Origin of the sequence: Agreia sp. VKM Ac-1783, from assembly GCF_900177765.1 — a bacterium.
Taxonomy (GTDB): Bacteria; Actinomycetota; Actinomycetes; order Actinomycetales; family Microbacteriaceae; genus Agreia.
In genome coordinates this window covers 703,357-721,693 of record NZ_FXWI01000001.1, presented here as the reverse complement: position 1 = coordinate 721,693, position 18,337 = coordinate 703,357, and the positions used below count along the sequence as shown (strand labels likewise).

Below are 18,337 nucleotides of genomic sequence, written 5' to 3'. Positions count from 1 at the left end.
TCCGAAGTCTGGAAAGATGGGAGGGTCGCTTCGAGAGTATCGTGCGCCAGTCGACAGCCCCGCCACGCCCAGAGACATCGAAAGATCAGGTGCCCCGTGCTCCGAAGACTCCGCAGCAAGCCCGCCAATCTTCATCTGGGCCTGATGCTCGCTCTCACGTTCTCGACCGGCATCGCCGACGCGGTGGGCTACCTCGGACTCGACAGGGTGTTCACCGCGAACATGACCGGCAACGTCGTGATCCTCGGCATGGCGATCGCCGGCGCCGACGGCCTGCCCGTCATCGGCCCACTCGTCGCATTGTTCGCCTTCATGCTGGGAGCCGCGATCGGCGGTCGGGTCCTGCGACCCGTCAAGGTCGGCTGGACCACGCACAGCACCGTGCTGTTCAGCATCGTGGGAACGGTCATGGTCGGCCTGACCATCGCCCTCTTCGTCTTCGACGGGCCTCCCCCACCCCCCTACGAATACATCTTCACCGGATGCTTCGCCCTGGTCATGGGCGTTCAGGCTGCGACAGCGCGGCACATCGCGGTCAAAGACGTCACCACGGTTGTGGTGACGTCGACCATCACGGGTCTCGCTGCCGACTCGCGACTGGCCGGCGGCTCGGGTCAGCCGTGGTTCCGTCGCGCCGGCGCCATCCTGCTCATCGGCGGAGGCGCCGCCGTCGGAGCTCTCCTGCTCACCATCCACATCGGCTGGGGCGTGGCCCTGGCCGCCTTCATCACTCTTCTGGTCGCCCTGACGGGCCACCTCACCGGTCGCCCCCACCACGCTCCTGTCGAGCCGGCTGAGGTAGATGTCACCGCCTGATCAGCGGCGGCGCTGAGCGGTCTGCTCGCGATCCCATTCGTCGAAGAAGTCCTGGCTCTTGCTGCGAACCCGGTCGTCGAGTCCGACGTTGCGCTCCTTGCCCGTGGCGAGAGCGAGTTCTTCCTCGTGCTCGGCCAGCTGCCTCAGCGTGGCCAGCCTGCCCGAGGTGATCTGAGCATCCAGAAGCGCTTGGTCGCGCTCGAGCGCGAACTGCTGGCGCACCCGCGCGATCTCGGTGCGGTCGTGCTCGCGCGCGGTCTCGTCGTGCACTGACTCTTTGTTGCCGAGGTTGCGCAGCAGCTTGATGATCACCGGAAGCAGCTCGATCGCGAAGAACAGCAGGAACACCATGACGTGGGCGAGTCCCGCGGACGGGCTCTCTTTGCTCAGCCGGTCGAGCGCGGTGAGGCGGTTGCTGATGCCGTCGCTCGATGACACGGCAGCATCGTTCTGCGCCTGGAAGTCGGACTTGCGCTGCTCGATCGTGGCCAGGTCTGCCTGCGCCTTGGTGAGCGCGGCCTCGGCCGTGGTCTTCGAATCCTTCAACTGCGATGTCAGGGCGGGCTGCGCGGTCGCGAGTGCCGCAGCGGTTGCTTTCTGCGCCTGGTCGTAGACGGTCTGGGCCGCATCGACGGCCTCCTTCGCCACCGCCGTGACGGCGCCCGCACCGAACTGGCCCGTGCCCCCGGTGCCGTTGGCCTCGGACTGCCACGCGGCGGTCTTGGCGTTGAGATCGGCGAGCGCCGCATCCTCGGCCTTCTTCGCGGCGGCGTAGGTGGGGTCGGTCATCGGGTCGACCGCATCGCTCTTGTCGATGATCGCCTGGTTGCTCGCGATCGCGGCGCGCACTGAGTCTTCGGTCGAGAGAATCGGATCGCTGGCGAGCTGGTTCGCGAACGAGGTGCGCGCCTCGGCTTCCATCACCAGAATCTGGGCGCTGATCTCGGGCGCGAAGATCTGCAGGGTGACCGGCGTCGAGATGACCGTGCCGAGAATGGCGGCGAGCAGCACACGCGGAACGACGGCGAAGGTGGTCTTCCACGCACCTTTCGTATTCGACAGCTGGATGGTGAGAGCCCTGTCGATGGCGAAGATCCCCGCACCCCAGAAGATACCCACGGGAATGAACCAGAACCAGTCGGCGTGGAACACCATGCCGAGAGCGAAGGCCATCGACAACGCCGCGACCGTGGCGGTGAACATCAGGATGAGTGCCATCGATGAGTACGCCTGGCGGTCGCCGGGCGCACCCTCGATGGCGTCGGGACGGGCTCCTCCGAGCACGGCGAGGCTGGTGCGGCGCAGACGGCGACGGCGGGCGTTCGGTCTTTCCGCAGGCTCGGCTGATGCGGCCACGGCGGCTTCACCCTCCGTGCCGGATGCCTCCGACTGGGCGTCAATGTCGCGCTCGAACCACGGCTGCTCCTGCTGCTCCACCGAGAGCTGCTCGGTGGGCGCTGTAATCATCGGCGAAGTGTCATTCGAGAAGTCGACGCCGGACAGCGCCTCGATCGGCACCGTCTCCGCCTCAGGGCGTCGGCGCGGTTTCGGGGTCTCGCTGAACCAGGGCTCCAACTGGGGCCCACTCGATGCGTCGTTTTCGCTCACGCCGAGTCCTTCCTGTTCGAATGATCAGCGGCAAGTATGCACGCACCGACCCTGAGCATCCGGTGAGCATCCTCTCAATCAGCCCTGCGGAACACTCCGTAGCCGCTGGCAGTGGGCGCAGAAATGCGACCCGCGATTCATGAAGTTCTCGCGCACGATCGGGCGTCCACAGCGCGGACACGGCTGGCCCTGCCGCCCGTAGGCGTTGAGGCTGTGCGAGAAATATCCGGATGCGCCGTTCACATTCACGTACTGCGCGTCGAAGCTCGTTCCTCCCTCGGCGAGGGCCTTCTCGAGCACGAATCGCACCTCGGCCAGCAGCAGCTTCGCCTTGGCGCGCGACAGCGACGACGCGGGCTGGGCGTAGTGGATGCGCGCCGCCCACAGCGACTCGTCGGCGTAGATATTGCCGATGCCGCTGATGAGGTTCTGGTCGAGCATCGCCCTCTTGATGCCGGTGTTCTTGCGAGCAAGCGACGCGAAGAAGGCCGCGTCGCTGAATGCGGGATCAAGCGGGTCACGAGCGATGTGCGACACCTGGCTAGGAATCGATGCGAGCTCGCTCCCCCGCCCCGCGGCACGTCCGTCGACCGTCGACTGAAGGGAGTCGACGGCCATCGAGCCGAAGATGCGCTGGTCGACGAAGTTCACCCAGAACTCGCCGTGCTCGGGATGCTCGATGTGCAGCCGGATGCGCAGCAGGCCGTCCTCCTCGACGCCCGGCGTTCGCAGCAGAACCTGTCCACTCATGCCGAGGTGGGTCACCAGAGCCCGACCGCCGACATCCGTCGCGTCGTCGAGTGGGAACCACAGGAACTTGCCTCGGCGCACAGCCGACAGCATCCGGCGCCCCTCGAGCAGGTCGACGAAGGCGCCCGCCGCAGGGCTGTGTCGTTTGAGCGAGCGCTGGTCGAAGACCTCGACGGCGGTGACGTGCGCGCCCGAGACGGCCCGCTCGAGGCCCGCCCGCACGACCTCGACTTCGGGGAGTTCGGGCACTCTAGGCCGATGCCGATTCTGTCGGCTGCGCCGCCAGCATGGCCACGGCATCACGGGCAGCGGATGCCTCGGCCTGCTTCTTCGACGGCCCCTCGCCCGTGGCCTGCACCACGACGGCTCCGGCCGTGGTCGACACGCGCACGGTGGCGACGAACACCTTCTGGTGGTCGGGGCCGGATTCGCTCAGTTCATACACGGGAGCGGCCAGACCCTTCTGGCCGGCGGCCTCCTGCAGCGACGTCTTGGGGTCCATCGAGATGCGGAAGTGACCGGGAGCAGTGGCGAGGGGGGCTACGAGACGAAGCACGAGCGCGGTCGCCGCATCTGGGCCCGCGCCCAGATAGCTGGCGCCGATGACGGCCTCCATCGTGTCGGCGAGAATCGACGGCTTGTCGCGCCCTCCCGTGAGCTCTTCGCCGCGGCCCAGTCGAACGAAACGGCCCAGTTCGATGCCTCGGGCGATCTCCGCCAGAGCGACCGTCGACACGAGGCTGGCGCGGCGCTTGGCCAGTTCGCCCTCTTCGAGATCGGGAAAGCGGCGGTAGAGCATGACCGTGACGGCCTGGCCCAGAATCGAGTCGCCGAGGAACTCGAGGCGCTCGTTAGTGGGAATGCCGCCGTGCTCGTAGGAGTACGAGCGGTGAGTCAGTGCGAGCTCGAGCAGGTCGTCGGGAAGATCGATCTGCAGAGTCGCCAAAAGGAGCGACCCGTCGGTTTCGTGTTCAGAAACCATCGAGGCGCTCCTTGGTGACGCATCTGTTGTCGTTGCCGACAGCAGGAGTCTTAGATGTCTGCGACCTTGCGGCCCTTGTACTCCATGAACAGGGGGGTGCCTGCGGAGTCTTCGACGATCTTGGCGCGGTGCGGCAGGCTGTAGACAGTCTTGCCGTTCTCGATCGTCTTGACGAGGGTGGGGGCCGTAGCCTTCCACTGAGCGCGACGCATGCGGGTGGAAGCCCGCGACATCTTTCTCTTCGGAACAGCCATGATCTTCTCTTTTCTCTATCGTTCAGGTCACTCGGGTCGCGCGGAGGCGTCGGTGTCTGCTTGGTCAGTCTGGGTGGAAGCTTCAAAGCCTGCGAGCGCAGCCCAGCGCGGATCGGTGATCTGCTGGGGTTCGTCACGCGGCTGATCGGCCAGCTTCTCACCCGTCTCCGGGTCTAGTCCTGGGCAATCCGGCCGACAGACCGGTTGGAACGGCAGTGAAAGTACCACCGCATCCCTGATCATCGGTTCGAGGTCGACGTGATCGTCGAGAACCGAGTAATCAAAAGCTTCGTCAAGAGAATACGCGAAAACGTCTTGGAATTCGACTTCTACCGGCAGATGGATGTCGGTGAGGCAGCGCCCGCAGACGCCGTCGGCCGTTCCGGAGACGTGAACCGAGGCCAGAATGCCGTCGTGCAGACCCTCGAGACGCACGTCGACGTCGAGGATCGAGTCGGCCTGAACGGCCACGAGGCCCTCGCCGAGCTTCTCGGGAACAACGATCTCGAGTTCGTGCTCGCGCATCTCGCCGGGCCGGTGGATGAGGTCGTGCACCCCCACGGTGTAGGGAGTCTTCTTGAATTTGTTCACAACATTCGAGTCTACCGCCCGTAGCCGCTCGGCGTCCCGGCTGCGCGCTGATCGAGTAGCCGCGCGAGGAACGAGTCGGCGTATCGAGATCGCCTCGGCGTGGTCTCGATACGGCCGCAGGCGGCCTACTCGACCGGCGAGGCTGATGTCGACCCAGTCGGGCATGGAAAAGAAAGTGTTGACAGAATCCGTGCCGCCTGGTTGGTTAGTTACATGAGTAATGAACCAACGAAGGGGACGCGTCGTGGATGACTCTCGACCGATCTTCGTGCAGATCGCCGAACTGATCGAGAACGACATCATCGCCGGCGCCCTTCCCGAAGAGTCGCAGGTTCCATCGACGAACGAGTTCGCCGCATTCCATCGCATCAACCCCGCAACCGCAGGCAAGGGAGTCAATGTGCTCGTCGACGACGGCATCCTCTACAAGAAGCGCGGCATCGGCATGTTCGTCGCATCCGGCGCCCGAGACCGACTGGTGGCCAAGCGCCGAGACCAGTTCCAGAACGAATTCATCGCACCGCTGATGGTCGAGGCAGAGAAACTCGGCATCGGCGAAACGCAGTTGATCGACATGATCAGAAAGGAAGGCACAGCATGAGTGCAGTAGTAGAGGTATCGCACCTCACCCGCCGCTTCGGCGACACGACCGCCGTCGACGACGTGAGCTTCAGCGTGCAGAAGAACACGATCCACGGCCTGCTCGGCCGCAACGGCGCGGGCAAGACCACGCTCATGCAGCTGCTGACCGGTCAGGACTTCGCCACCCGCGGCGAGATCCGCATTTTCGGCGAGCACCCGGTCGAGAACTCGGGTGTGCTGAAGAACGTGTGCTTCATCAAAGAGAGTCAGCGCTACCCCGACGACTTCAAGCCCCGGCACGTGTTCACCAGCGCGCCCTGGTTCTTCCCCAACTGGGACGCCGACCTCGCCGACCGCCTCATCGCCGACTTCCGGCTGCCACTGAACCGCCGCATCAAGAAGCTGTCGCGCGGCCAACTGTCAGCCATCGGCGTCATCGTGGGGCTGGCATCCCGCGCCCCGCTGACGTTCTTCGACGAGCCGTATCTGGGTCTGGATGCCGTGGCTCGGCAGACCTTCTACGATCGCCTCCTCGAGGACTTCGGCGAGCATCCACGCACCGTCATCCTCTCGACGCACCTCATCGACGAGGTGAGCAACCTTCTCGAGCATGTTCTCGTGATCGACGAGGGCAAGCTGCTCATCGACCAAGACGCGGAGACCCTGCGCGGGTCAGCAACGACCGTGGTCGGCACGAGGCAGGGCGTCGACTCGTTCGTCGTCGGCCGCGAGGTGCTGCATCGAGAGGGCATCGGCGGCCTCGCCTCGGTGACCGTCGGACGCCTCACACCGCAAGATCGCGCACGCGCCACCGAGATGGGCCTCGAGCTGTCGCCCGTGTCGCTGCAGCAACTCGTCGTGCGCCTGACCGGAAGCAGCCGGACAAGCAGCAGCCAGACAGTATTGGAGCAGAGCGCATGAGCAACCTCACTCAACCGGCCCTCGACGAGGCGCGAATCGACCGGCCCGGCAGAGCCTCGAACATCCTCGCCGTCGTTCGGCTGCACCTCGTGAATCGCTACAGCGTCTTCGCTGTGCCGTGGATGATCATGGCGGGCATCTTCGTGGTGAACGTCGCGATCTGGTGGATCATCTTCGCGTCGGTCTCCAACGAGGCCGACAGGATGGACGCGAGAGATGGCCTCGAGTACTCCGGCGCCCTCTTCTACATCTTCGTCTACATGCTCGTGCTGGGCATCCAGTCCGTGGCCTACACGTTCCCCTTCGCTCTCGGATTCAGCGTGACAAGGCGCGACTTCTGGCTGGGCAGCGCGCTCACCTTTATCGCGCTCTCGGCATTCTTCAGCGCGTGCCTGACCGTTCTGGCCTCGATCGAAGTCGCCACCCACGGATGGGGGCTGGGCGGCACCATGTTCGCCAGCTTCTACTTCGGCGGCGCGGACGCGTCATGGATCGAGCGATTCGGGCTCTACTTCGCCTCGTATCTGTTCTTCTATTTCGTCGGAGCCACGATCGCGACCATCTACCAGCGGTGGCGTAACAACGGAATGCTCGTGGTCTTCGGAACACTCGGTCTCGTGATGATCGCCGGCATCGCGCTGGTGTCGTTCACGAACAGCTGGCCCTCCGTGGGTGCCTGGTTCGACTCGAACGGTCCGTCGGGTGTGATCGCCTGGAGCCTCGTGCCCACGGTCATCGCCGCCATCACGGGCTACTTCATTCTGCGCAGGGCCACGCCGAAGAACTGACGGGAGGCCACACAGCCGCAGCTAAGCGGCCGGCGGGTTGCGGTGCTTGTTCGCCTCGACCACGGCGGCCGCTTCGGCGCGCAGCGCATCGACCACGGTGCGCACGGCCAGGCGTTCGGCTCGGTCGGGCCGCATCAGGATAGCGATGTGCCGCTCGGCGACGACGCCCTGCAGGTTCTTGAGCACGATGCGGTCGCGGTAGGCGCCTGCCGCCGTGTAGCAGGGAAGAACCGCGACGCCGAGGCCCGCGGCGACCAGCGCCTCGGTCACCCGGGTGTCGCCGAAGCGCTGAAAGAAGCTCACCGGCACTCCGGCCGCCTCGAAGATGTCGTTGAGTGTGCGCTCGAAGGGGTAGCCCCAGGGCACCCCGATCCACTGCTCGCCGATGAGATCGGAAGGCACCAGGAAGTCCTTGTCGGCGAGCCGATGCCCCGGCGGAAGCGCGATATCGAGCGGCTCCGTCATCAACGGCACGGCGAGCAGGTTCTTGTCGTTCCAGAAGGCCGCCGGCTTCGGCGAGTGCGCGAGCACGATGTCGAAATCGCTCGTGAGCGAAGGAAAACCCTCAGACTCCGGGTCTCGGTCGGAGCAGTGGACAGTGAGCCCGCCGGTCTCTGCCACGCGCTTGAGCATTCCCGGCAGCAGCATCTGCCCCGCCGTCGGGAACGTCGCGAGCGACACCGTGCCCGTGGGGTCGTTGCGGAACTCGTCCCACACGGCTTCGGCCTTCTCGAGCGCGATGGCCACGTCGGTCGCACTGCGCGCCAGGGCCCTGCCCGCGTCGGTCAGAGCAATGCCACGGCCCACCTTCTCGGTCAGAGGAAGCCCCGCCTCCGACTCGAGCTTGCGCAGCTGCTGCGAGATGCCCGACGCGGTGCGGTGGGTGGCCTTCGCCACCTCGGTGATGCTGCCGCGCTCTGCGAGTTCGCGCAGCAGATTGAGTCGTCCGACGTCCATAGTTCGACAGTCTAGAAGCCGAACTAAGGAGTAAGGCCCGAACTCTTCACGTACGGTACACGGTTCGTCGTCAGAGGCTCGAGAACGCCTGGTCGTAGAGATCGAGCGCCCGAGCCACCTCCTCGTCGGTCACCACGCAGGGCGGCACCACGTGCAGCCTGTTGTCGGCGAAGAACGGCAGCAGCCCGAGCGACAACAGAGCCTTCTTGAGCGCGCCGATCACCGACGGCGCCACCGGCTCGCGCGTCTCGGGATCGGCGACGAGGTCGAGCGCCCAGAAGACGCCGAGGCCGCGCACCTCGCCGATGATCGACGGATGCTTGGCCTGCAGCGCGCGCAGCCCCGGTCCGATGACATCGGCCCCCACACGCTTGGCGTTCGCGACGATGCCCTCGGTCTCCATGGCGTCGAGCGCCCCCACGATCGAGGCCATGGCGAGCGGATGCCCTGAATAGGTGAGCCCGCCGGGGAAAACCGTCTCGTCGAACGCGGCCGCGATCGCCGGCGAGATGATCACGCCGCCGACCGGCACGTACCCCGAGTTGACTCCCTTGGCGAAGGTGATGAGGTCGGGCACGACAGTGGCGCCGTCCTCCGCCAGCGACTGGAACGCGAACCAGTCACCGGTGCGACCGAAGCCCGCCATGACCTCGTCGAAGATCAGCACGATGCCGAACTCGTCGGCGAGCGCCCTCACCCCCGCGAGATATCCGGGCGGCGGCACGAGCACACCCGCCGTTCCCGGGATCGTCTCGATCAGAATGGCGGCGATCGACGCAGCACCCTCGCTCTGGATGACACGGCGCAGGTGGTGCAGGGCCCGCTCGCTCTCCTCGGCCGGGCTGCTGCTCCAGAACTCCGAGCGATACGAGAACGGCCCGAAGAAGTGCACATGCCCCCGGGCGTATTCGTTCGGCACGCGGCGCCAGTCCCCCGTCGCCACCACAGCAGCACCGGTGTTGCCGTGATACGAGCGGTACATCGACAGCACCTTGTCGCGCCCGGTGTAGAGCCGGGCCATGCGGATCGCGTTCTCATTCGCGTCCGCGCCGCCGTTCGTGAAGAAGACCTTGCTGAAGCCCGCCCCCGCACGATCCAGGATGCGACGGGCCGCCTCGCCGCGTGCCAGGTTGGCGTGGGCGGGCGCGACGGTGGTCAGCACGTCGGCCTGCGCCTTGATCGCGTCGCGCACCGCGGGATGCTGGTGGCCGATGTTCACGTTGACGAGTTGACTCGAGAAGTCTAGGAATTCGTTGCCGTCGTGATCCCAGACTCGGGTGCCGGATCCGCCGGCGATGACCATGGGGTCGAGGGCGGCCTGCGCCGACCATGAGTGGAAGACGTAGGCCCGGTCGAGGTCGTACGCGCGCTTGCCGTCGTCAGAGGTGGGAATCACGGTGGTGCCTGTTCTTTCTATGGAAGGTGCGCTGATCGAGTAGCGAGGAACGAGCGTATCGAGATCGTGTTGATCTCGATACGCCCGGCTCCTTCGTCGCGCGGGCTACTCGATCAGCGAAGCAGTCCGTGATGTTGAATGCGCGTTACTCGCCGCCGGCTTTCAAGGTGACGTCGATGGGTGTGAAGTCGGCACCTTCGGTGTCGACGCCCTCGTCTTTCAACTCGGCCAGCGCCTTTTCGACGTACTCGTTGGTGTGAGCGGATGCCGGCGGCTCGGCCGAGATAACGGTTGCGCCGGTCTCATTCTTGGTTCCCATGGCGATGTCGACGGTCTGCTTCCAGGCATCCTCGTCGATCATGCCGATGCCGCCCGAGGTCGACGGCCAGATCAGCTTGTTGACCTCGTTGGTCATCCACAGCTGGTGGCTCTCACCGAGCGTGGAGCCCGCGGCGGTCACGATGGCCGCAGCCTTCTCCGGGTTGTCCTTCGCGTAGATCCATCCCTTGATCGACGCCTTGATGAACTTGACGGTCTGGTCGGCGTAGGCGTCGTCATCGGCGAGCTTGGCCGAGTCGGCCCAGATCGCGTCCTGGAGCATCGCCGTGCCCTCCTTGTTCCAGTCGATCACGTTGAGGTCGTCGGGGGTGAAGAGCTTTCCCGTCGCCGGGTTCTCAGACTCGAGAACCTGCGCGTACTCGTTGTAGGTCATGGCCTGAGCGGCGTCGATATCACCGGCGAGGAAGCCGTTCATATCGAATGCCTGCTGCACGAGCGAGATGTCATCGGGCGCGACGTCGGCTTTCTGCATGCCGGCGAAGAGCTCCCACTCGTTGCCGTAGCCCCAGCTGCCGACCTTCTTTCCCTTCAGATCGGCGGCCGTCGTGATGTTCTTGTCTTTCATCGAGATCTGCGTGGTGGCGCTGCGCTCGAAGATCTGCGCCACGTCGGTGATCTCCGCGCCCTGCTCGATCGAGCCCAGCACCTTGGGCACCCACGAGATCGCGTAGTCGGCGTCTCCGCCCGACAGCACGTCCTGCGGCACGATGTCTGCGCCGCCCTCGAGGATCGTCACGTCGAGACCCTCGTCTTTGTAGTACCCCTGGTCGAGCGCCGCGTAGTAGCCCGCGAACTGCGCTTGGGCGAACCACTGCAGCTGCAGAGTCACCGGCGTGAGGTCTCCGCTCGCGGAATCTGTGGAGTCGTCGGAGCCGCTCGAACTGCAGCCCGCGAGTGCGAGCGCCGAGACTGCCGCGATGGCGCCGGTGACAATGAGGCGTTTGCTGTGTTTCATTGTTCCTCCTGTGATGGTGCGCTGGGTGGTGCAGGGCCGCCGGAAAGAGGCGGACGTTCTAGGGGGCCGAGGCAGAGGCGCGGTGCGGAGAGACGAGCTTTTCGACGCCGAGCGTCACGACGTAGAAGACGAGCCCGAGAAGGATCGCGCCGAGCACGTAGGCGTAGGCGAGCGAGTAGTTGCTCGAGGCCGCGGCAGAGGTGATCGACTTGCCGAGTCCGCCGATCGGGCCTCCGAAGTACTCTCCGATGAGGGCGGAGATCACGGCCAGGCTCGACGCGATGCGCAGCCCGATGAACAGGAACGGAACGGCACCGGGCAGGGTCACCGCACGCGTCGCTTGCCAGGCCGAGGCACCGTACGCCCTCATCAGATCGCGGTGCACGGGTCTGGCCTGACGCAACCCGCGCAGGGTGTTGAGGTACACCGGGATGAAGACGGCGAGCGCGGCGACGAGCTGCCTCGCCGTCTCTTTGTCTGCTCCGAACATCGTGTAGAAGACGGGGGCCAGAGCCACGATGGGAATCACCGACGCGGCTGCCACGAGTGGCGCACTCAGCTCGTCTGTGATGGGCAGCACGGTGGCGATGATCGCCGCGATGATGCCCACGATCGCACCGATCAACAGACCGATCAGGGCGTTCGCCCCCGTCACGAGGCTCGCCGTCCAGACGCTCGAGACGCTCGATGAGAACTCCGTAGCGATCGAGACCGGGGAGGGCAGAACGAACGGCTTGATCTCGAGGACAACCACGGCCAGCTGCCAGAGCGCGACCGCGAGCACACCGAGAAGGACCGGCGCGAGGATCGTGCGTGGCAGCGACGCGGTCTGCTTCATCGTTGATCGACCCCTCGTGCGGCGGGCGCACCGGCGGGTTCTCCGTGCAGGCTCTCACGCACGGCCACCACGGCCTCGAAGAAGCTGTCGGCCTCGCGCAGGCCTTCGCCTCGGCCCTCGGCTCGGCCGAGGTCGACAGCGATCACGTCTCGGATGCGTCCGGGCCGGGGCGACATCACGACCACCCTGTTCGAGAGGAAGACGGCTTCGGGAATCGAGTGGGTGACGAAGACCACGGCGGCGCCGGTCTCTGCGCAGATACGCACGAGCTCGGTCTGCATGCGCTCACGTGTCATCTCATCGAGCGCACCGAACGGCTCGTCCATGAGCAGCAGGCCGGGGCTCTCGGCGAGGGAACGGGCGATCGCGACCCGCTGCTGCATGCCGCCGGAGAGCTGGTCGGGGTACTTGTCGGCGAAGTCGGAGAGTCCGACGAGCGCGAGCAACTCCGACGAGCGTGCCGCGCGGGCTGGTTTGCCGACCCTGTGCAGTTCGAGCGGCAGCTCGATGTTCGAGCGCACCGTCCTCCAGGGCAGCAGACCCGCCTGCTGAAAGGCGATGCCGTAGGCCTGGTCGATGCGCGCCTGCCTCGCCGTCTTGCCGAACACCTCTATCGAGCCGCTCGTCGGCGAGTCGAGGTCGGCGATGAGTCGCAGCAGCGTCGACTTTCCGCATCCGGACGGGCCGATGAGTGAGACGAACTCGCCCGGCGCGATCGTGAGGTCGACGGCTTCGAGCGCCGTCACATCCGCGCCCTTGCGTGAGGCGAACACCTTGCTGACCCCGGCCACCGAGACGGCCGCAGTGCCGGTGGATGCGACGGGCTGGCCCTGTTCAGACGGTGCGGTGCTCATGCGGGGGTCTCTCCTCGACGGTAGCGGGTGAGGGCGAGGCCGATCAGGGCGACGACGCCCGCGGCCAGGAGGCCGACGACGACGGCTCCGAAGATGGGCGCCCACGGTTTGGCCGGATCTCCTCCGGCTGCCGCGGCGTACTCGACGATCATGCGTCCGATGCCGCCGCGCAGTCCGATCGAGACCTCTGCCACGACGGTGCCGATCACGGCGTTGGCGGCCGCGAGGCGCAACGCGGGGAGCAGATAGGGCACGCTCGCCGGCAGGCGGAGCCTGATGAGAGTCGCCCTCCACCCGACGGAGTAGGTGCGCATCAGCTCGACGTGATTCACATCGGGAGATTCGAGGCCGCGCAGGGCGCCGATCGAGACGGGGAAGAAGGCGAGATACGAGGCGATCAGGGCTACCGACATCCAGTTCTCCCAGCTGAACGATCCGATCTCGATCTGCGATCCCCATCGCTTGACCAGCGGTGCGATGGCGATGAGCGGAACCGTCTGGCTGAGGACGATCCACGGGAGAAGCGCCGATTCGGCTGTGCGGAACCGTTGCATGAGGATGGCGAGCAGCATGCCCACTACGACGCCGACGAGCCAGCCGACGGCGGCGACGCCGAGGCTGAAGAACGACGCCTGCAGCACGGCCTGCCACATCATCTCGTCGTCGCCAGACGAGCGAACGGGCCGGAACAGCCGGGCGACCATGTCCCAGACATGGGGCATCGCCAAGTCGCTCGTACGCGGAAGCACGGTGAGGTCACCCAGCACCACTCCGGTCGCCGGGCCGAGCGCCTTGTATAGCTCCCAGACAGCCGCCAGCACGACGACCCCGAGTACTCCGAAGAGCACTCGGCGGCCGAGCGGGGAGCCGGTTCGGGTCATGCCTTGGCCGTGATGTGCTCTTTGAGCGCGGGGATCACGGTCTCGCCGTACACGCGGAGGGTCTCCTCTTTGTTGTCGTGCTGCAGGTAGCCCGCGAACTGGGTGACGCCGATGTCCTTCAACTTCTTGAGCTTCTCGATGTGGTCGTCGGCGGTGCCCAGCAGGCAGAACCGGTCGACGATCTCGTCGGGCACGAAGGCCGTGTGGCTGTTGCCCGCACGGCCGTGCTCGTTGTAGTCGTAGCCCTCCCGGTCTTTGATGTAGTCGGTGAGGGCCGCGGGCACAGACGAGTCGGAGCCGTATTTCGACACGATGTCGGCCACGTGATTGCCCACCATGCCGCCGAACCATCGGCACTGGTCGCGCATGTGCTGCCAGTCGTCGCCGATGTACATCGGAGCCGCGACGCAGAACGCGATCTCGTCGGGATCGCGGCCGACGTTCTCCGCCGCCGCACGGACGGTCTTGATCATCCACTCGGCGATGTCGAGATCGGCCAGCTGCAGGATGAAGCCGTCGCCGACCTCGCCCGTGAGTTTCAAGGCGAGCGGACCGTATGCGGCGACCCAGACATCCAGCTCGCTGCCGACGCTCCACGGAAACCGCAGCTCCGCGCCGTTGTATTCCACGGGCCGGGAATTGGCCAGCTCACGGATGACATGGATGGACTCGCGCAGCGCCTTGAGGGTGGTCGGAGCACCGTTGGTGACGCGCACCGCCGAGTCGCCCCGGCCGATGCCCATGATGGTGCGGTTGCCGTACATCTCGTTGAGCGTGGCGTAGAGCGATGCCGTGACTGTCCAGTCGCGCGTAGCCGGATTTGTGACCATCGGACCGACCTTGACCCGGTGGGTCTCGTTCAAGATCTGGCTGTAGATCACGTAGGGCTCCTGCCAGAGCAGGTGCGAGTCGAATGTCCACACGTATTCGAAGCCGTGCTGCTCGGCCAGCTTCGCGAGATGCACCGTGCGAGAGGCGGGCGGGTTGGTCTGAAGTACTGCGCCGAATTCCATTGGGTCCCTTAGATGAGGTACTGCGAGAGGCCGCGCTTGATGAACCTGCCGTCGCCCTTGGCGCCGAGGTACTGATTGTCGTCGACCACGACTTTTCCTCGCGAGAGGACGGTGTCGACGTGACCGTCGATCTCGTAGCCCTCGTAGGCGGAGTAGTCGAGGTTCATGTGGTGCGTCTTCTCGTAGCCGATCGACGTGTGGCCGTTCGGGTCGTAGACGAGGATGTCGGCGTCCGCTCCGGGCTGGATGACGCCCTTCTTGCCGTACATGCCGAACATGCGGGCGGGTGTGGTCGAGGTGATCTCGACCCAGCGCTCCAGCGAGATGTGGCCGTTGACGACACCTTGATAGAGCAGATCCATGCGGTGCTCGACCGAGCCGATTCCGTTGGGGATCTTGGTGAAGTTGCCCACGCCCAGCTCCTTCTGGCCCTTCATGCAGAAGGGGCAGTGGTCGGTCGAGACCATCTGGATGTCATTGGTGCGGAGCGCCTGCCAGAGCTGATCCTGGTGGTGCTCGTGCTTGGAGCGCAGCGGCGTCGAGCACACCCACTTGGCGCCCTCGAACCCCTCCGCGCCCAGATTGTCTTCGAGCGAGAGATAGAGGTACTGCGGGCAGGTCTCGCCGTAGACGTTCTGGCCGTTGTCGCGGGCCGTGGCGATCTGGCCGACCGCCTGCTTCGCGGAGACGTGCACCACGTAGAGCGGCGCACCCGTGAGGTTCGCCAGCATGATCGCGCGGTGCGTGGCCTCCTCCTCCATCTGCCACGGTCGCGAGACGCCGTGGTAGTAGGGCTCGGTGTAGCCGTCTTTCACCAGCTGCTGCGCGAAAACATCGATGGCCGATCCGTTCTCGGCGTGCATCATCGTCATGAGCCCGGTGGCCGCCGACTTCTGCATGGCCTGAAGGATCTGACCGTCGTTGCTGAGAAAGACGCCGGGGTAGGCCATGAAGAGCTTGAAGCTCGAGACGCCCTCGTCGAGGAGGCCGTCCATCGCCCGCAAGGACTCCTCGTTGACATCGCCGATGATCTGGTGGAAGCCGTAGTCGATGGCGCAGTTGCCGGCCGCCTTCTCGTGCCACGCCACCAGGCCATCCTGGACCTTCTCGCCGTACGACTGGATCGCGAAGTCGACGATCGTGGTCGTTCCGCCCCAAGCCGCTGCCCGGGTTCCGGTCTCGAACGTGTCGGATGCCTCGGTTCCGCCGAACGGCATCTGCATATGGGTGTGGGCGTCGATGCCGCCCGGAATCACGTACTTGCCCGTGGCGTCGATGACCGTGTCGACGGCCGACGTGAGGTCGGTGCCGAGAAGCACGGAGCCGGGCTCGAGGACCGCGGCGATCGTCTCGCCGTCGATGAGCACATCTGCGCGGGCGCGGCCGGTCGAGGAGACGACCGTTCCGCCGGTGATCAGCGTCGTTGCCATGTCTGTCGCCCTTCCCGTTACGGCGCGACCGTCGCCACGTAGGAGTCGGGGCGGCGATCACGATAGAACTGCCACGAGTTGCGCACCTCGCGCAAGACCTCGAGGTCGAGGTCGCGCACGACGATCTCCTCGGTGTCGGTGGAGGCGACGTCGCCGACGTAGTTGCCACGCGGGTCGACGAAGTACGAGCTGCCGTAGAAGGTGACGGCGTCGTCGCCGAACTCCTCGGTCTCGGTGCCGATGCGATTGTTCGCGCCGATGTAGTACTGGTTCGCCGCCGCGGCCGCGGGCTGCTCGAGCTCCCAGAGGCGGTTCGAGAGGCCGGGCTTCGTGGCCGACGGGTTGAAGACGATCTGTGCGCCGTTCAGGCCGAGTTCGCGCCAGCCCTCGGGGAAGTGGCGGTCGTAGCAGATGTAGACGCCGACCTTGCCGACGGCGGTGTCGAACACCGGGTAGCCCAGGTTGCCGGGGCGGAAGTAGAACTTCTCCCAGAACTGCTGCAGGTTGGGGATGTGGTGCTTGCGGTACTTGCCGCGCACGGTGCCGTCGGCGTCGACGACGACCGCGGTGTTGTAGAGAACGCCGGGCTGCTCCTCTTCGTAGATGGGCAGCACCATGACCATCGAGAGCTCCTTGGCCAGCGCCTGGAACCTCTGCACGATCGGGCCGTCGGCCGCTTCGGCGTAGTCGTAGTACTTCGCATCCTGGATGATCCCGAAGTAGGGACCGTAGAACAGCTCCTGAAAGCAGATGATCTGTGCGCCTTGAGCCGCCGCGTCTCGCGCGAACTGCTCGTGCTTGGCGATCATCGACTCCTTGTCGCCGGTCCAAGTCGCCTGAGTGAGTGCTGCGCGTACTACCGTCATTGCATCGTCCTCTCGCTGAGCATTTCCGCTCGAACCCCGTTTTGTTATTGTCGGGGTTGAACATTTCTCTTAGATTTCAGATTGTGACGTCGGCGTAAATAAGTCAAGAGCCGACCGCACCACGAAAGGACGGCCGGAGTGCTCGACACCATCACCGACGCCGTCGAGACGAAGACGCCCGAGGGAATAGCCTCAGCCATCTCTCGTCTGATTCGAGGCGGCGCACTGCGATCGGGAGAACGCCTACCGACGGTGCGTGACGTGGCGGCGGCGCTCGGCGTGAGCCCGGCAACGGTGAGCAACGCGTGGCAGGCTCTCTCTAAGGTGGGCCTCATCACCTCGCGCGGACGGGCCGGCAGTTACGTGCTCGAGGCCTCGACAGCCTGGATGCCACCGCATTTCGGCGAGCTGGCCGGCTCGCACGTCGTGGCGAGGCTCGACCTGTCGACGGGAACGCCCGACCCGCTGCTGCTTCCCGATCTCGCGCTCGCGCTCGGTCATGTCCCCACCCGAGCAGACACGGCGAGCTACCTCGACATGCGTGTGCTGCCCGACCTCGAGAAGCAGCTGCGCGCATCCTGGCCCTTCGTGCCCGCGAGCCTCACGATTCTCGACGGGGCCCTGGATGCGATCAGCCGGTCGCTCGAGGCGATCGTGCGTTACGGAGACAGGGTCGTCGTCGAGAGCCCTGGATTCCCCGCCTTCTTCGATCTGCTCGAACAGCTCGGGGTCGAGGCGATCCCCGTGGCCATCGACTCCGAGGGCATGAGGCCCGAGCTGCTCTCCGCGGCACTCGATCTCAATCCGGCTGCCATCATCATCCAGCCGCGAGCGCAGAACCCCACCGGCGTTTCGCTGACCGAAGAACGGACGCGAGAACTCGCGCGCGTCATTCGGGCCAAGTCGCACGTCTCTGACCCCGTAATCATCGAAGACGATCACTCGGGCGAGATCACGACGGGGCCTGCCTTCAGCCTCGGTCAGTGGTTTCCGCACCGCACGCTGCATGTGCGCAGCTTCGCGAAGTCGCACGGCCCCGATCTGCGCATCGGAGCGCTGGGCGGACCGACCGCCATCATCGATCGGGTGGTCGCGAGGCGCATGGTCGGCCCCGGGTGGACCTCTCGCATGCTGCAGACGATCCTCTACCAATTGCTCACCGCATCGCCGAGCGTCACCCAGATCTCCGAGGCCAGGCGGGTGTATCACGCCCGGCAGCGCGCCCTCTCGGAGGCGCTCGTTCGCGCGGGCGCCGCGCATTCGCCCTCGGATGGCATCAACACGTGGCTCCGGGTGCGTGACGAGAAGGCGGCGATCCTGTCGCTCGCCGCATCGGGAATCAAGGTGGCCGCCGGAAGCTCGTTCTACGCGGTTCCCCTCGAGAGTGAGCAGTTCATCCGCATCACGGCGGGTCGCATCCGCGACGACTTCGACCAGATCGGCGCCCTCCTTGCCGCTGCCGCCCTCGCCATGTGATGGGCTTCGAACGCGGCTGCGGCGGCGATAAACTCGACGG

19 protein-coding genes are annotated in these 18,337 nt (G+C 65.7%); 5 read left to right on the top strand and 14 right to left on the bottom strand.

The window, feature by feature from the left end:
• Window positions 1–96 precede the first annotated feature (96 nt).
• Window positions 97–816, top strand: a complete 720-nt coding sequence (locus CCK87_RS03400; protein ID WP_249273682.1) for a YoaK family protein — start codon at window positions 97–99, stop codon at window positions 814–816.
• On the opposite strand, the gene CCK87_RS03395 is transcribed toward CCK87_RS03400, so the two are convergent.
• The 5 genes from CCK87_RS03395 to CCK87_RS03375 form a co-directional block, all read right to left on the bottom strand.
• Window positions 817–2,424: a DUF4407 domain-containing protein gene (locus tag CCK87_RS03395; protein ID WP_140162758.1), complete on the bottom strand. Its 1,608-nt coding sequence runs from the start codon at window positions 2,422–2,424 to the stop codon at window positions 817–819.
• Window positions 2,425–2,502: 78 nt separating this feature from the next.
• A complete protein-coding gene (gene mutM / locus CCK87_RS03390; protein ID WP_086460058.1) occupies window positions 2,503–3,423 on the bottom strand; it encodes a bifunctional DNA-formamidopyrimidine glycosylase/DNA-(apurinic or apyrimidinic site) lyase in 921 nt (306 codons plus the stop codon).
• Between the two features lies 1 nt (window position 3,424).
• Window positions 3,425–4,156 carry a ribonuclease III gene (rnc, locus tag CCK87_RS03385; RefSeq protein ID WP_086460057.1) on the bottom strand — a complete coding sequence of 244 codons (732 nt, stop codon included), beginning with the start codon at window positions 4,154–4,156 and terminating at the stop codon, window positions 3,425–3,427.
• A gap of 50 nt (window positions 4,157–4,206) precedes the next feature.
• Entirely contained in the window at window positions 4,207–4,410 is a 204-nt protein-coding gene (gene rpmF, locus CCK87_RS03380) for a 50S ribosomal protein L32 (RefSeq protein ID WP_044442139.1), read from the bottom strand.
• Between the two features lie 27 nt (window positions 4,411–4,437).
• Window positions 4,438–5,001, bottom strand: coding sequence for a DUF177 domain-containing protein (locus CCK87_RS03375; RefSeq protein ID WP_249273681.1), 564 nt, complete (start codon window positions 4,999–5,001; stop codon window positions 4,438–4,440).
• A gap of 220 nt (window positions 5,002–5,221) precedes the next feature.
• Here CCK87_RS03375 and CCK87_RS03370 point away from each other — a divergent pair, with 220 nt between their 5' ends.
• From CCK87_RS03370 to CCK87_RS03360, 3 genes are read left to right on the top strand one after another with little or no spacing between them, the layout of a single operon-like run.
• Entirely contained in the window at window positions 5,222–5,602 is a 381-nt protein-coding gene (locus tag CCK87_RS03370) for a GntR family transcriptional regulator (protein ID WP_170927122.1), read from the top strand.
• Window positions 5,599–6,504 (top strand): ABC transporter ATP-binding protein, encoded by a 906-nt coding sequence (locus tag CCK87_RS03365; RefSeq protein ID WP_086460056.1) that lies wholly within the window; start codon window positions 5,599–5,601, stop codon window positions 6,502–6,504. The genes CCK87_RS03370 and CCK87_RS03365 overlap by 4 nt, the downstream gene beginning before the upstream one ends.
• Entirely contained in the window at window positions 6,501–7,292 is a 792-nt protein-coding gene (locus CCK87_RS03360) for a hypothetical protein (RefSeq protein ID WP_086460055.1), read from the top strand. Before CCK87_RS03365 ends, CCK87_RS03360 begins: the two co-directional genes overlap by 4 nt.
• Window positions 7,293–7,313: 21 nt before the next feature.
• On the opposite strand, the gene CCK87_RS03355 is transcribed toward CCK87_RS03360, so the two are convergent.
• The 9 genes from CCK87_RS03355 to CCK87_RS03315 form a co-directional block, all read right to left on the bottom strand.
• The gene (locus CCK87_RS03355; protein ID WP_086460054.1) at window positions 7,314–8,249 is read right to left on the bottom strand and encodes a LysR family transcriptional regulator; all 936 of its coding nucleotides are present in this window, start codon (window positions 8,247–8,249) and stop codon (window positions 7,314–7,316) included.
• 70 nt (window positions 8,250–8,319) lie between these two features.
• Window positions 8,320–9,645 carry an aspartate aminotransferase family protein gene (locus CCK87_RS03350; RefSeq protein ID WP_086460053.1) on the bottom strand — a complete coding sequence of 442 codons (1,326 nt, stop codon included), beginning with the start codon at window positions 9,643–9,645 and terminating at the stop codon, window positions 8,320–8,322.
• A 145-nt stretch (window positions 9,646–9,790) separates the two neighbouring features.
• Complete coding sequence (locus CCK87_RS03345; protein ID WP_086460052.1) at window positions 9,791–10,939, bottom strand: ABC transporter substrate-binding protein; 1,149 nt, start codon at window positions 10,937–10,939, stop codon at window positions 9,791–9,793.
• A gap of 58 nt (window positions 10,940–10,997) precedes the next feature.
• Entirely contained in the window at window positions 10,998–11,777 is a 780-nt protein-coding gene (locus CCK87_RS03340) for an ABC transporter permease subunit (protein WP_086460051.1), read from the bottom strand.
• Window positions 11,774–12,631 (bottom strand): ABC transporter ATP-binding protein, encoded by an 858-nt coding sequence (locus CCK87_RS03335; protein WP_086460050.1) that lies wholly within the window; start codon window positions 12,629–12,631, stop codon window positions 11,774–11,776. Before CCK87_RS03335 ends, CCK87_RS03340 begins: the two co-directional genes overlap by 4 nt.
• Window positions 12,628–13,512: an ABC transporter permease subunit gene (locus CCK87_RS03330; protein ID WP_086460049.1), complete on the bottom strand. Its 885-nt coding sequence runs from the start codon at window positions 13,510–13,512 to the stop codon at window positions 12,628–12,630. The genes CCK87_RS03335 and CCK87_RS03330 overlap by 4 nt, the downstream gene beginning before the upstream one ends.
• Window positions 13,509–14,525 carry a TIGR03842 family LLM class F420-dependent oxidoreductase gene (locus CCK87_RS03325; RefSeq protein WP_086460048.1) on the bottom strand — a complete coding sequence of 339 codons (1,017 nt, stop codon included), beginning with the start codon at window positions 14,523–14,525 and terminating at the stop codon, window positions 13,509–13,511. The genes CCK87_RS03330 and CCK87_RS03325 overlap by 4 nt, the downstream gene beginning before the upstream one ends.
• Window positions 14,526–14,533: 8 nt before the next feature.
• Window positions 14,534–15,955, bottom strand: coding sequence for a dihydropyrimidinase (gene hydA / locus CCK87_RS03320; protein WP_086460047.1), 1,422 nt, complete (start codon window positions 15,953–15,955; stop codon window positions 14,534–14,536).
• 17 nt (window positions 15,956–15,972) lie between these two features.
• Complete coding sequence (locus tag CCK87_RS03315; RefSeq protein WP_086460046.1) at window positions 15,973–16,821, bottom strand: nitrilase-related carbon-nitrogen hydrolase; 849 nt, start codon at window positions 16,819–16,821, stop codon at window positions 15,973–15,975.
• A 138-nt stretch (window positions 16,822–16,959) separates the two neighbouring features.
• On the opposite strand from CCK87_RS03315, the gene CCK87_RS03310 reads away from it, so the two are divergent.
• Window positions 16,960–18,297 (top strand): aminotransferase class I/II-fold pyridoxal phosphate-dependent enzyme, encoded by a 1,338-nt coding sequence (locus CCK87_RS03310; RefSeq protein WP_086460045.1) that lies wholly within the window; start codon window positions 16,960–16,962, stop codon window positions 18,295–18,297.
• The last annotated feature ends 40 nt before the right edge of the window (window positions 18,298–18,337 follow it).